We start from the raw sequence: 13,660 nt of genomic DNA, 5'->3' as shown, positions 1-13,660 counted from the left end.
CCCCCCCCCCCCGCTGCGCGAGACGTGGGTGTGCCGGAGGCCTAGATCGGCGAGCCGCCGCCGCAGAAGCCGCTGCAGTAGGTGACGCCGACCACCGTGACGCCGCGGCCGTAGCCCTCGGCGTGGACGACCTGGCCGCCGCCGATGTAGAGCGCCACGTGGTAGCAGGTGGCGCCGCCGTCACGGGAGTAGAAGACGAGGTCGCCGGGCTGCAGCTGCGAGGTCGAGGTGACCCAGCGGCCGCTGCTCTTCATCCACTGGAACTGGCCGTAGGCGTAGGTGCCCGAGGAGGCGGGGATGCTGACGCCGGCCTGGGCCCACGCGTAGTGCGTGAGGCCGTTGCAGTCCCACTGCGTCCCGTCGTTGGCGTGGCCATAGGGCTTGCCGACCTGCGCGAGCGCGGCGTTGACCGCGGTCTGGCGCTGGCTGGACGAGGCGGAGCTGGAGCCGCCGCCCGAGGGGGCGCCGGACGAGGCGCCCGCGTTGGAGGAACCGCCCGTGCTCGCGCTGCCGCCCGTGGTCGTGCCGGTGCCGGCGTTCGAGCCCGCGCCCGTGCTCCCGGCGCCCGCGTTGGAGCCGCCGGTGCTCGTGTCCGCGCCCTGGCTCTGCTCCTGCTGTTGCTGCTCGGCGAGGGCCTGCTCGGCGCGCTTGCGCGACTCCTCGGCCGCGCGCTCGCGCTCCTCCTCCAGGGCCTGCTGGACCTCGGTCGAGAGCTGGTTGACGTAGCTCTCCTGCTGCGCCGCCGCCTGCTGTGCCGCCGCCTGCTCGGCCTCCTGGGAGGAGACGAGCTGCTCCTGCTGCTGCTCCTGCTCGCGCAGGGCGGCCTGGTCGCTCTCGAGGCTCGACTGGAGGTCCACGATCGTCTGGATGCTCTCCTCCTGCGACGAGGTGACCTTGTCGGCGTAGTAGACGCGGGAGATGAGGTCCTCGAAGTCGCTCGCGTTGAGGACGAGCTCGAGCAGGCTCGTGTTGCCGCCCTGCTTGTAGTAGGTCGACGTGGAGGCCGCGAGCTCGGAGCGGGCGGCCGCGAGCTCGGACTGGGTCTCGGCGATCTGGTCCTCGAGGTCGCTGATCTGGGCGCGCGTCTGCTCGAGGTCGTAGGTGGTCTTGCCGAGGTTCGCCGTCGCCTGGTCGTAGGCGGCCTGGAGGTCGTCGAGGTCTGCGAGCGCCGCGTCGAGCTGGGCCTGGAGGTCGTCGGAGGTGTCCGCCCGGGCGACCGTGGGCGCCAGGGCGACGACGGGCATGGCGGCGAGGGCGCCGGTCAGGACGAAGGAGACGGCGGTTCGGGGGAGGCGCGTGGTACGAATGGGCTTCATGTGACTCGGTCAGCTCCTTACTGCCATCGGTCGTGTTCGCCCGGCGTCGCGCTGGTGCCGGGCGAGGTGTAGCGACGATGATATCACCATTCCCCCGGGCCTCCGAAAAGCCGACACATTATGCGCTTCCCTGACAGAAGGCTGTGCCCCTCGCCGGCCCGCCGCCGGGCGAGATACAGAATAGATGGAAGTCGCGAGAAGGGCGGGGCGGCGGATCCCCGGACGGATAGACTGAGGGGTTGCCGGATCGAGGGCGCACGGCGCCGTAGCTCGGGGAGGGCCGAACGTGACACAGCGCGGACGGAAGTGGCGGGGCGCGCACTTTGCTCAGAACGTCGGGACGGCGCCGGGCGTCCCGCCCGCGCCGCCGCGGTCCGGCGAGCTCGCGGCCGACCCGGCCCCCGACGACGCCTCGGGCTCGGTGAAGGAGCGCGCCAACCAGTCCTCCAACATGGTGAGCGTGCTCGTGATCATAAGCCGCGTGACCGGCTTCTTCCGCACCTCGATGCAGGCCTGGGCGCTCGGCGCGGGGGGCCTGGCCAGCGCCTACACGATCGCCAACCAGCTGCCCAACATGCTCTACGAGCTCGTGGTGGGCGGCATGCTCATCACGTCGTTCCTCCCCGTCTACCTCTCCACGAAGCGCAAGCTGGGCAGGGAGGGCGCGAGCGGCTACGCCTCCAACCTGCTGTCGGTGGTGCTCATGCTCATGACCGCCGTCACGGTGCTGAGCTTCGTCTTCGCGGGACCGGTCATCTGGACGCAGTCGGCCGGCGCCACCGAGGGCTTCGACTCCGCGCTCGCCATCTGGTTCTTCCGCTGGTTCTCGTGCTCGATCATCCTCTACGCGCTCTCGTCGATCGTCTCGGGCGTCCTCAACGCCGAGCGCGACTACTTCTGGAGCAACCTGGCGCCCATCTTCAACAACGTGATCACGATCGGCTCGTTCGTGGCGTACGGGGCGCTCACGCGCGCCGGCGTGCCGCAGGACAGCGCCATCCTCGTGCTGGCGATCGGCACGCCGCTCGGCGTGGCCGTGCAGGTCCTCAGCCAGCTGCCCGCGCTCTACCGCCACGGGGTCCGCCTGCGCCTGCGCGTCGACCTGCGCGACCCCGCGCTCAGGGAGACCCTCTCGATCGGCCTGCCCACGCTCGTGGCCACGCTCTCGTCCTACCCCACGACGGCCGTGGCCTCGAGCTGCGCCCTCTCGGTGACGGCCGCGGGCGCCTCGATCGCCTACTACGCCCGCGTCTGGTACGTGCTGCCCTACTCGATCTTCGCGATCCCGATCTCGGTGACCATGTTCACCGAGCTCTCGAGCAGCTGGCTCGCCAAGGACCTCGCCGCCTACCGCGACTACCTCGCCGACGGCATGCGCAAGATCTTCTTCACGCTCATCCCGTGCTCGATGTACCTCATCGTGTTCGCGCCGGCGCTCGTCGCGGTCTTCTCCTCGGGGCAGTTCACGGCCGAGGCCGCGGAGCAGACGGTGGGCTACCTGCGCGCCCTCGCCCTCGCCCTGCCCTTCTACGCGCTCTCGACCTATCTGCAGAAGGTCTGCTCGTCGATGATGCACATGGGCCTGTTCGCGTTCGCGACCGTCGTCGCCTCCGCGATCCAGATCGCGTTCTGCGTCGCTCTCACCCCGGTCTGGGGCCTCTACGTGGTGCCCGTCTCGTCCGTGTTCTTCTATGGCGTCGTCGACCTGGTGACGCTGCTGCGCGTCAGGTCGCGCGCCGGTCGCGTGGGCGCCCGCTCGGTGCTGGTCTCGTGCGCGCGCGCCCTTGCGCTCGGGGCGCTCGGCTCAGCGGTGGGCGCGCTCGTCCTCTGGGCCCTCACCCGTGCGCTCGGCCCGTGCGAGGGCATCGTGCGCGGGGTGCTCTATGCCGTCGCGGGCGGCGTCCCCGCCGTGGTCGTCACCTTCGGCACCGCCACCGCGCTCGGCGTCTGCGACGCCCCCTTCTTCGAGAGCCTCTTCTCCAAGGCCCTGCGCCTTCTTCACCTACGCTAGGAGTGAACAGCATGCCAAGAACACCTCAGCGCGACGACTTCCTTCCCGTCATCGTGGGCGGCGACGTCGGCGCCTACCCGCTCGCCCGCGAGTTCTACGAGGCCTTCGGCGTGCGCAGCGTCTGCGTCAACCCCGACCCCATCAGCGCGATAAAGACCTCGCGCTTCATCGACGTCCACCTCATCGAGCACCAGGACGACGAGCGGATCCTCGAGGCCGTGCGCCAGGTCGCCCGCGCCGCGGGGTCGCGCCGCGTCATCCTGATGGCCAACCAGGACGCGGTGATCGGCCGCCTGGAGCGCATCAGGGACGACCTCCCGGACAACGTCTCCTGCATCGTCCCGCCGCTCGAGCCGATGGAGCGCGCCTCCAACAAGATCACGTTCGCGCGGATGTGCGAGGAGTACGGGCTCGACTACCCGCGCCTCGAGGTCGTGCACCTCGCCGGCAGCGACCCCGTCCCGCCCACGAGCCTGCCGTTCCCCGTGGTCGCCAAGCCCGCCGTCTCCTCCTCCGAGTACGTCAGGCTCTACCCGCTCGGGTTCAGCAAGGTCTACTTCGCGGACAGCCAGGAGGAGCTCGACGGCATCTGGGCGTCGCTGCGCGAGGTCGGCTTCGAGGGGGACTTCCTCGTCCAGGAGCTCATCGAGGGCGACGACACCCACGTCGACATCATGACCGTCTACATGGGGCAGGACGGCGAGCCGCACCTGTTCTCCTCGGCCCAGGTGCTGCTGGAGGACCACGATCCCAAGCTCATCGGGAACCCCGTGACCCTGCTCACCCGCCCCATGCCCGAGCTCTGGGAGAAGGTCGCGGGCATGCTCAGGGGCATCGGCTGGCGCGGGTTCGCGAACTTCGACATGAAGCGCGACCCGGTCACGGGCCGCGAGCTGTTCATGGACTTCAACCCCCGCATCGGCTGCAGCTCGTACTACTCCTGCGCGGGCGGGGTGAACCCCATGCGCGTGCTCGTCGAGGATGTCATGGACGGGGCGGCCGGCATCGAGCGCGTGAGCCGCGCGGGCGTCTACACGCGCGCCCCCGCGTGGTTCGTGCGGCGCTACCTCACCGACGGCGCGCTCAGGGACGAGTTCGACGCGGCGCGCCGGGCCGGGCTCGTCTTCGACCCGATGCGCTGCCCGGAGGACACGCTTGCCTCGCGCCTGGCCGGCCTGGCGATGGAGCTCAACTTCGTGAGGAAGTTCTCGAGGTTCTACCCGCGGCCCACCGGCTCCGCCCGCTAGAGGAGCGGGGCCTCGGCCGAGCGCCCGCGCGCGGCGAGGTAGCGCTCCACGCACCGCGCGGCGAGCACCTCCATCGCGTCGACGAGGTAGTCGGGCTTCTCGTCGAGCTCCTGGTAGACCACCGACAGCTCGGTGCAGCCCACGATCACCGCGTCGCAGCCGCCCTCGTCGCGCAGGCGCGCGGCCACGCGCAGGAGGCCCGTGGCGTCAAAGGGGAGGTTGCGCTTGACGCGCTCGTAGATGAGCGGCATGACGACCTCGGCCTGCTCGCGCTCGGTGGGGGTGACGGTCGTGAGCCCCGACTCGCCCAGGTAGCTCTGGAACACGCCCGAGGCGATGGTCCCGTCGGTGGCGAGAAGCCCCACGCGCCCGCCGGCCCCCACGCGGCCGAGCACCTCGCGCGCCGTCTCGCGCATGATGTTGAGCACCGGCACGCGCGCGGCGCGCGCGATCGCGTCGTAGAAGTAGTGGGCGGTGTTGCAGGGGATGGCGATGTAGTCGGCCCCGGCGTCCTCGAGCCACGAGACCACGCGCAGCAGCTCGGGCAGGGGGTCGGGCTGGGAGTCGTCGAGGATGTAGGCCGTGCGGTCGGGGATCTGCGGGTCGTTGAAGACGATCATCGGTACGTTGTCCTGGTCGCGCTCCGCGGGCGTGAGCCGTATGACGAGCTGCATGAAGTAGGCGGTCGCGAGCGGCCCCACGCCGCCGACCACGCCGAGCACCGGCTTGTTCATGCGAGCACCCCCTTCGCTAGCGTCCCAGCATGCGGTGCACCATCTTGCCCACGCCGCGCGCGAGCGGGCGCACGGGCAGCGTGAAGGTGCCCATGAGCTCCTCGACGTACCCACCGAACCCCTGCTTGAACTCGAGCAGGCCGTAGCCGGGGTCGGAGCGGTCGCCGAAGACGCCGTTGATGCCGTAGAGGTTGTAGCGGCGGACGCCGCGTCCCAGACAGGCGAGCATCATGTGGTGCTGGAGGGCGAGCGGCGCGCAGAACTTGGTGAACGCGGCGTCGCTGCCCGAGAACAGATAGACGCACTCGCGCGGGTGCCAGACGAAGGCGCCCACGGCCGCCGTCACGCGCTCCTCGCCCTGCGTCACGTGGTCGCGCGCCAGGTTCACGCGGTCAACGGCCGCGGCGTGCTTCTCGCGCGCGTCCGCGAGCCGACGCTGTGACTTGGCCACTGCGCGGCCCTGCTCGATCGCCTGCTCGAGGCGCGCCATGTCGGCGGCCAGCTGGTCGCGCTTGGCCTCCCAGATGCGCAGGTACTCCCCCATGTCGATGACCGCGGCGTTGAACTCAATCCGGTCGCCGAGCGCGTCGTAGAGCGACTCGAAGTAGTCGAGCGAGTGGTTCTCGAAGCCCTGCTTCTCGCAGCTGATCTCGCAGACGTGGTGGAAGAGGGGCAGCTCGTCGCGCCCGAGGCGCTCCACGCGCACGCAGCTCTCGTGGGCGATGCGCACGTCGCGGCGGGTGTTCTTGGTGTAGGAGGCGAGAAGGGCCGCCTCGTCGTCGATGCCCGTGAGGTCCTTCACGTAGCGCCAGCGCGGGACGTCGGTGTAGCCGACCGTGAAGCCGTCGTGCTCGAAGCCCAGTTCGAGCAGGGTGCGCACGCTCTCGTCGTCCGCCTCGGCGGGGGAGCCGGCTGGGACGCCGGCGGGCAGGGGCTCGCCGGCGACGAGCGGGTTGCCGAGCGAGTCGCGCACGCGGTAGGGCGCCTCCGGGGTGATCACGAGCTCCACGGCCCCGGCCGCGCGGGCCCGCTCGCGCAGGCCGCCCACGAGCGCCGCGGTGAGCTCGCGGTCGCGCAGGTCGCACAGGGGCCCGTCATGAACCTCGGCGAAGGTGGAGAGGCGGCCGTGGTGGACCTCGAGCTGGGCCGCCGCGGCGAGCGCGCCGTCGCGCTCCACGCCGACGTACTCCACGCCCACGCCGGCCCGCGCGCGGCGCTCGCCCATGCGCGAGGTCTGCTGGAAGTTGCCCTGCGGGTGCGCGGCGCTGAACGCGTCGAAGTCCGCGGGGTCGAGCGTGGTGAGCGTCAGTGACATGGGGTGCGGCGCCGCCCTTCTCGGTACCGGGTGCGTGTGAACAGGGCAGCATGATAGCACGCGCCCGCTCCGCATCCGCAGCGCCCGGATGGTCGCGCCCGCCCACCACGCGCTCTTCACGCGGCGCCCGCGCGGCGGCGGTCGGTCGTCGCGGTGAAGTAGAATGGGCGCTCGACATGACCGCGGACAGGAAGGTGGGGTCGGCCCATGAAGGTGCGCGAGCTCTCGCGTGAGGAGTATGAGGGGGTCATCGCCGAGGCGGGCGGTGTCGCGGCGATCGAGCAGCATCCCGTCTGGCTGGACTTCCAGGCCACGATCGAGGGGCGCTCGCCCTGGGGCCTCGTCGAGCTCACGGACGACGACGGCGCGCGCGCCGCGCTCTGCGCGCTCGTCTGCTACGAGACCCACGGCTACCGCTACCTGCGCGCCGCCCACGGCCCGGCGTGGCTGCGCGAGCCGGGCGCCGACGACGAGCGCGCCGCCCTCGAGGCGCTCGTCGCGTACGTGCGGGAGCGCGACCCCCACCAGGTCTTCGTGCGCCTGGCCGTGGCCCACGAGTCCGAGCTCACCCGCCCCTGCCTCTCGACGCGACCCTACGACACCACGGTCGTGATGGACCTCACGGGCGGCGAGGACGAGATCCTGGCCCGCATGAAGCCGCGCGGCCGCCGCGACGTCCGCAAGGCGCTGCGCGAGAGCCCGGCGCTCATCGCCGACGAGACCGAGCGCGCCTCCGCCTCGTTCGACGAGTACTACCGCGTGATGTGCGAGACGGGCGAGCGCGACGGCTTCGTCCCCGCCCCGCGCAGCGACTACGAGAACATGATCGCGACGCTCGGACCCGAGCACTGCCGCGTGATGGCGTCGCGCGTGGACGGCGAGCTCGTCTCCTGGGCCCTGTTCACCATCTGCGGGCAGTTCGCCACGCACTACTACGCCGCCACCGTCTCGGGTCCCGTGCGCAACCTCGTCGCCGACGCCCAGCTGTTCAAGGAGTGCCTGCGCGCGGCCGAGCTCGGCTGCACCACGCTCGACCTCATGGGCATCGGCAGCGAGCTCGCGCCCGAGATGATGAACCTCAACGTGTTCAAGACCAAGTTCGCCAAGGACGGGGTGCGCTCGGTCGCCCCCGACCGCGACGTCCCGATCAGGCGGACCTTCTACGCGGCCCTGACGAAGGCCCGCGACGTGCGCGACCGCCTGCGCGAGGGACGGGGGTAGCGTGCCCGAGGCGGCCGCCGACGAGCACCTCGCCCAACTCGGCGCGCGCGTGGCCCAGGTGCCCGCCGAGCCGGGCTGCTACCTGTGGAAGGACGCGCACGGCGAGGTCATCTACGTGGGCAAGGCCAAGAGCCTGCGCGCCCGCATGCGCCAGTACGTGACGCTGCAGGACGAGCGCGCCAAGATCCCGCTCATGATGCAGGTGGCGCAGGACTTCGACTACGTGGTCGTGGGCTCCGAGCACGAGGCGCTCGTGCTGGAGCGCAACCTCATCGCGCAGTACCACCCCTACTTCAACGTCGACTACAAGGACGACAAGAGCTACCCCTTCATCGCGATCACCGAGTCGGACGTCTTCCCGGCCATCAAGTACACGCGCGAGAAGCACCGCAAGGGCACGCGCTACTTCGGCCCCTACACCGACGCCAAGGCGGCGCGCGCGACCATCGACACGCTGCGCAAGGTGGTGCCCATCTGCACGGCCACCTGCGCGGAGTGGAAGCGCGCGAAGCGCCTCCTGGAGCGCGAGCCCGACCAGGCGGCGGTGGCCAACATGCTGCTCGCCAAGCGCTGCCGGCCGTGCTTCGACTACCACGTGGGGCGCGGGCCGGGCGTGTGCGCCGGCATGATCGACACCGTGGAGTACGCCCGCCACGTGCGCCAGGTGGAGGACTTCCTGCAGGGGCACCGCTCAAAGATCGTGGGCGAGCTCACCGAGCAGATGCGCGACGCGGCGGCCGACCTCGACTTCGAGCGCGCCGGCCGCCTCAAGGCGCGCCTCGACGGGCTGGCCGCGCTCGACGACCGCCAGCAGGTGGTCTTCTCGTCGAGCGTGAGCGCCGACCTCATCGGGTTCTACCGCGAGGAGACCATCAGCTGCGCCTGCGTCTTCTGCGTGCGCGAGGGCCGCACGGTGCGCTCGGCCGAGTTCATCCTCGACAAGGGTCTCGACGTGGGCGAGGAGGAGCTCGTGGGCGGCTTCGTCAAGCGCTACTACGACGAGACCGCCGACGTGCCCGCCGAGGTCGACCTGCCGGTCGAGCTGGCCGACGCCGAGGTCGTGGGGGAGTGGCTCGCCGAGAAGCGCGGCCACGGCGTGCGCCTGCACGTGCCGCGCCGCGGCGAGAAGCGCCACCTGCTCGACATGGCCGCCGACAACGCGCGCCACGCGCTCATGCGCTACATGGTCAAGACCGGCTACGCCGACGAGCGCACCAACCGGGCGCTGCTGCAGCTGGAGAGCGCCCTTGCGCTCGACGCGCCGCCGATGCGCATCGAGTGCTTCGACATCTCGACGCTGCACGGCCACTTCACCGTGGCCTCGATGGTGGTCTTCACCAACGGCCGGCCGGACAAGTCTCAGTACCGCCGCTTCAAGATCCAGACGCCGCTCACCGAGGCCAACGACTTCGTGAGCATGTCCGAGGTGCTGGGCCGGCGCTACGCGCCCGAGCGCATGGCCGACGAGCGCTTTGGGTCGCGCCCGGACCTGCTGGTGGTGGACGGCGGCAAGCCGCAGCTCACCGCCGCGATCGAGCAGCTGGCCGAGCTGGGGCTCGACATCCCGGTCTGCGGCCTGGCCAAGTCCGACGAGGAGATCTTCGTGCCCTGGGACGACACCCCGGTGGTGCTGCCGAGCGGCTCGCCCTCGCTCTACCTCATCAAGCAGGTCCGCGACGAGTCGCACCGCTTCGCGATCACGTTCCACCGCGAGCTGCGCGACAAGGCCATGACGCGCTCGGCGCTCGACGACGTGCCGGGCGTGGGGCCCAAGCGCAAGCGCGCCCTCATGCGGCGCTTCGGGTCGCTGCGCAGGATGCGCGCCGCGAGCGAGGAGGAGCTCGCCGCCACGCCGGGCGTGCCCGCCGAGGTGGCCACCGCCGTGTGGCAGGTGCTGCACATGGGCGACGACGACGGCGCGGGCGCGGACACGGGCGACGCCTAGGCGGTCGTCCTTCTCGCTGCCCTTCTCGCCCCGCCGTCCGTCCTTGCCCGGGAAACCCCGGAAGTCCGTGGCTTTGTCGGTGCCATGCGCAGAAAACCCCGGAAGTCTGTGATTACGGCGACAGACTTCCGGCATTTCTTGAGCACGGAGCCCAAGAACCCGCAGACTTCCGGGGTTTCTTGAGCGCTCGCCCCGGCGCATCCACGGGCATGCGGGCGCGCGACGGCTGCGTTAAGCTTGGCGAGAAGGACAGCGGGGGAGGGAGCCCACATGCACCCAGTCGTCGAGGCCCTGCGGGGCCGGCTCATCGTGAGCGTGCAGGCCTATCCGGGCGAGCCGCTGCGCCACCCCGAGACGATGGCGCAGATGGCGCGCGCCTGCGAGCTGGGCGGGGCGGCCGCGATCCGCTGCCAGGGGCTCGCCGACATCGCCGCGATCAAGGGGCGCGTGGAGGTGCCCGTGATCGGCCTGTGGAAGGAGGGCCACGAGGGCGTCTACATCACGCCCACGCTGCGCCACGCGCTGGCCTGCGCGAGCGCCGGCGCCGACGTGGTGGCCCTCGACGCCACGGACCGCCCGCGCCCGGACGGCCGCACGTTCGAGCAGACCATCGAGGCCGTCCGCGCCGCCACCGACGTGGCCCTCATGGCCGACTGCGCCACGATCGGGGACGTGCGCCGCGCCGTGGCCGCGGGCTGCGAGCTGGTGTCCACCACGCTCTCGCACGGGACCGCCGCGGCCGGGACGGCGCTCGCCGACGGCCCCGACCTGGACCTTCTCGCCCGGGCGCGTGCCGAGTTCCCCGAGGCCGCGATCGTGTGCGAGGGGCACGTCCACACGCCCGCCGACGCCCGCGCCGCGCTCGACGCCGGCGCGTGGGCCGTGGTCGTGGGCACCGCGATCACGCACCCCACCACCGTGACCGGCTGGTTCGCCGACGCCCTGGCGTGAGGGACGCGCCCGCGAAGTTGCGCAACAGGCGTCGGCGGCCCGTGCGCTAGGATGGGGCCAGCCAACAGAGAGGGGCGGACATGAGGTGCGCACACTGCGGGAGCGAGATTCCTGACACGGTGAGGTTCTGCACGCGCTGCGGGGCGCCGGTCGGCGCGCCGGATCGGGCCGACGCGGGGGCCAGCGCGGCCCCGGTGGGCGAGAAGCCCGTGCGCGTCCGGCGGCGCAAGCGGACGGCCGTCATCGTGGCCGTCGCGGTGGCGGTCGTGGCGGTTCTGGGCGCGGCCGCGTGGCTGCTGCTGCCGGGACTTCTCGGCCCCAAGACGGTGCTCGTCCTGCAGGAGGACGTGCCGGACGAGGCCTTCCGCACCTACCTCGTGCGGCACGTGGATGTCGACGGCAACGGCGCGATCGACCAGGAGGAGGCCGACGCCGTCACGGCTTTCGGCGACGTCTCGACGGGTGCCTCGGAGGGCAACGGGCTCTCTGGCCTCGGCATCACCAGCCTCGAGGGCATCTCGGCCTTCCCCAACCTCACCCAGCTCGTCTGCTCCGGCAACCAGCTGACGGAGCTCGACGTCTCGGGACTGCCCAACCTCACCGCGCTCGACTGCTCCGGCAACCAGCTCACCGGCCTGGACCTCTCCGCCAACGACGCGCTCGCGTCGGTCAGCTGCGACGGCAACGCGTCGCTCGCCTCCCTCACGCTGCCCAAGGGAGACGCCCTGACCACGCTGCACGCTACCGGCTGCGGTCTGGCCAGCGTCGACCTCTCTGGCCTGCCCGGCCTCACCGACGTCCTTCTCGACGCGGGCGCGCAGGTCACCGGCGACGCTGCCACCGTGGACGACCAGACCCGCGACAACCTGGAGCTTCTCGCCGCGCTCTACAACTTCGGCGTGGAGCCCGAGCCCTGGCAGCAGACGATCTCGACCGTCGAGGCGGCCCCGGACGACCCGGCCGTCGACGCCCAGCTCGTGTGGATCTCGCTGACGGTGGGCGACGCCTTTGGCCTGGAGCTGGGCGAGACGGGGAAGAGCATCTCGGGCGACCCGCTCGGCGTGGCCGCGTCCGCGACGCCGGGCGAGGGCTACACCCTGTCCGACGACGGCGTGCGCGCGATCCTGGCGACCTACTACGGCACGGCGCCCGACGACCTCTCCTACCTCGACGGGGTCTCGAGCAACCTCACCCGCGACGCGTCCTCGGGCACGTGGACCCTGCCCGTTGGCACCGCGCCCGTCGGCGAGACCGTCTGGGCGGGCAACTTCACCTCCTACGGCCCCTACCTGGCCTTTGACCTGGCGATGCTCACCCTGCCCGGCACCGATGCTCCCACCGTCCACTACTATCACGTGGTCGCGCAGAAGAGTGACGCCAGCAGGCTCGGGTACCGGATGGTCTCGCTCTCGGCGGCGGGCGACCTCTCCGCGAGCTTCCCCGACGCGGTGGCGGCCTACGACTCCTATGTCGCCATGCCCGTCGCGGACCTCGCGGGCGACTGATACGCGACGGTCGAAGGTGTCAGGAAGCCGCATGCCCGCCGTTGAGGTGCGGTCTCCGGACGGTTTCGCCGCCCAAAGCGTCAGATTCCCGCACGCCAACGGGGAAGGTGCGGCATCCTGACGTTTTTGCCGTCCAAAGTGTCAGGAAGCCGCACGTCTGCGTGGCGCGCGGCGGGGGATAATGGACGAGAAGCCCGACCGCCCGTCCGACCCACCGAGGAGGACCCATGACCGAGAAGAGCCCGCAGCCCGCGACCGCCGCCGCCCCGCTCGACGCCGCGCAGGCCGCCGCGGCCGCCTACGCCGCCGCCAAGGACCGCCCCTTCCCCGACGACGTCTTCCGCGCGCCCCAGCTCAGCTGGGCCGTCATCGGCTGCGGCGTCATCGCCAACCAGATGGCCGAGTCGCTGGCGCTTGCGGGCCGCCGCATCCACGGCGTGGCCAACCGCACCCACGAGAAGGCCGTCGCCTTCGCCGAGCGCCACGGCGTCGCGCGCGTCTACGACACCGTGGAGGACCTCTACGCCGACCCGGAGGTCGACGCCGTCTACATAACCACGCCGCACAACACCCACATCCGCTACCTGCGCGGGGCGCTCGCGGCTGGCAAGCACGTGCTCTGCGAGAAGTCCATCACGCTCAACTCCGCCGAGCTCGACGAGGCCCGCGCGCTGGCCGACGCCTACGGCGTCGTGCTCATGGACGCCACCACGATCCTGCACATGCCGCTCTACGTCGAGCTGCTGCGCCGCGCCCGCGCCGGCGAGTTCGGCCGCATGAACCTCGCTCAGCTCAACTTCGGCAGCTACAAGGAGTACGGCGACCTCACCAACCGCTTCTACAACATCAACCTGGCCGGCGGCGCGATGCTCGACATCGGCGTCTACGCGCTCAGCCTGATGCGCCTGTTCATGGCCAGCCAGCCGCGCGAGGTGGTCTCGCTCGGCAACCTCGCGTCCACGGGCGTGGACGAGGCGGGCGGCATCGTCTGCCGCAACGACGAGGGCCAGCTCGGCGTGATCTCGCTGACCCTCCACTCCAAGCAGCCCAAGCGCGCCGTGATCTCCTTCGACAGGTGCTATGTCGAGGTCACCGACTACCCGCGCGCCGACCATGCCACCATCGTCTGGACCGCCGACGGCCGGCGCGAGGAGGTCCGCGCGGGCGAGGAGGCCTACGCGCTCTGCTACGAGATGGCCGACCTCGAGGCCGCGGTGGCCGGCGACGCCGAGAAGCGCGCGCTGCTCGGCTACGCCGCGGACGTGATGGAGCTCATGACCCGCCTGCGCGCCGACTGGGGCGTCGTCTACCCCGAGGAGCGCGAGGCGTAGCCGGCCCGACCGCCGCCGGCTGGCGGGACAAGACCCGACGCTCAGACAGCTTGCCGAGAAGAGCGCTCGGCAAGAACTCGCGGC

At 71.4% G+C, this 13,660-nt stretch carries 10 protein-coding genes; 7 read left to right on the top strand and 3 right to left on the bottom strand.

Annotated elements, in window-relative coordinates:
- Positions 1-41: 41 nt before the first annotated feature.
- On the bottom strand, positions 42-1,316 hold the full coding sequence (locus tag ACWTSU_RS07720; RefSeq protein WP_455139404.1) for an NlpC/P60 family protein: 1,275 nt from the start codon (positions 1,314-1,316) through the stop codon (positions 42-44).
- Between the two features lie 286 nt (positions 1,317-1,602).
- On the opposite strand from ACWTSU_RS07720, the gene murJ reads away from it, so the two are divergent.
- Positions 1,603-3,327, top strand: coding sequence for a murein biosynthesis integral membrane protein MurJ (gene murJ, locus ACWTSU_RS07715; protein ID WP_455139402.1), 1,725 nt, complete (start codon positions 1,603-1,605; stop codon positions 3,325-3,327).
- A gap of 11 nt (positions 3,328-3,338) precedes the next feature.
- Positions 3,339-4,574, top strand: coding sequence for a carboxylate--amine ligase (locus ACWTSU_RS07710; RefSeq protein ID WP_455139400.1), 1,236 nt, complete (start codon positions 3,339-3,341; stop codon positions 4,572-4,574).
- On the opposite strand, the gene ACWTSU_RS07705 is transcribed toward ACWTSU_RS07710, so the two are convergent.
- The gene (locus ACWTSU_RS07705) at positions 4,571-5,308 is read right to left on the bottom strand and encodes an aspartate/glutamate racemase family protein (protein WP_455139398.1); all 738 of its coding nucleotides are present in this window, start codon (positions 5,306-5,308) and stop codon (positions 4,571-4,573) included. The two genes, ACWTSU_RS07710 and ACWTSU_RS07705, sit on opposite strands and share 4 nt — an antisense overlap.
- 16 nt (positions 5,309-5,324) lie before the next feature.
- Positions 5,325-6,623, bottom strand: a complete 1,299-nt coding sequence (locus ACWTSU_RS07700; RefSeq protein ID WP_455139396.1) for a peptidoglycan bridge formation glycyltransferase FemA/FemB family protein — start codon at positions 6,621-6,623, stop codon at positions 5,325-5,327.
- Positions 6,624-6,830: 207 nt separating this feature from the next.
- Between ACWTSU_RS07700 and ACWTSU_RS07695 the strand changes: the two genes are divergently transcribed.
- From ACWTSU_RS07695 to ACWTSU_RS07675, 5 genes are all read left to right on the top strand, one after another.
- A complete protein-coding gene (locus ACWTSU_RS07695; RefSeq protein ID WP_455139394.1) occupies positions 6,831-7,844 on the top strand; it encodes a lipid II:glycine glycyltransferase FemX in 1,014 nt (337 codons plus the stop codon).
- A 1-nt stretch (position 7,845) separates the two neighbouring features.
- The gene (uvrC, locus tag ACWTSU_RS07690) at positions 7,846-9,789 is read left to right on the top strand and encodes an excinuclease ABC subunit UvrC (protein WP_455139392.1); all 1,944 of its coding nucleotides are present in this window, start codon (positions 7,846-7,848) and stop codon (positions 9,787-9,789) included.
- 270 nt (positions 9,790-10,059) lie between these two features.
- A complete protein-coding gene (locus ACWTSU_RS07685) occupies positions 10,060-10,740 on the top strand; it encodes an N-acetylmannosamine-6-phosphate 2-epimerase (RefSeq protein ID WP_455139390.1) in 681 nt (226 codons plus the stop codon).
- Positions 10,741-10,820: 80 nt separating this feature from the next.
- Positions 10,821-12,245 (top strand): zinc-ribbon domain-containing protein, encoded by a 1,425-nt coding sequence (locus ACWTSU_RS07680; RefSeq protein WP_455139388.1) that lies wholly within the window; start codon positions 10,821-10,823, stop codon positions 12,243-12,245.
- Between the two features lie 227 nt (positions 12,246-12,472).
- The gene (locus tag ACWTSU_RS07675; protein WP_455139386.1) at positions 12,473-13,576 is read left to right on the top strand and encodes a Gfo/Idh/MocA family protein; all 1,104 of its coding nucleotides are present in this window, start codon (positions 12,473-12,475) and stop codon (positions 13,574-13,576) included.
- The last annotated feature ends 84 nt before the right edge of the window (positions 13,577-13,660 follow it).

It is taken from the genome of Thermophilibacter sp. (assembly GCF_966187215.1).
The sequence above is the reverse complement of the archived record's forward strand: the minus strand, read 5'-3'. Positions and strand labels throughout refer to the sequence as shown.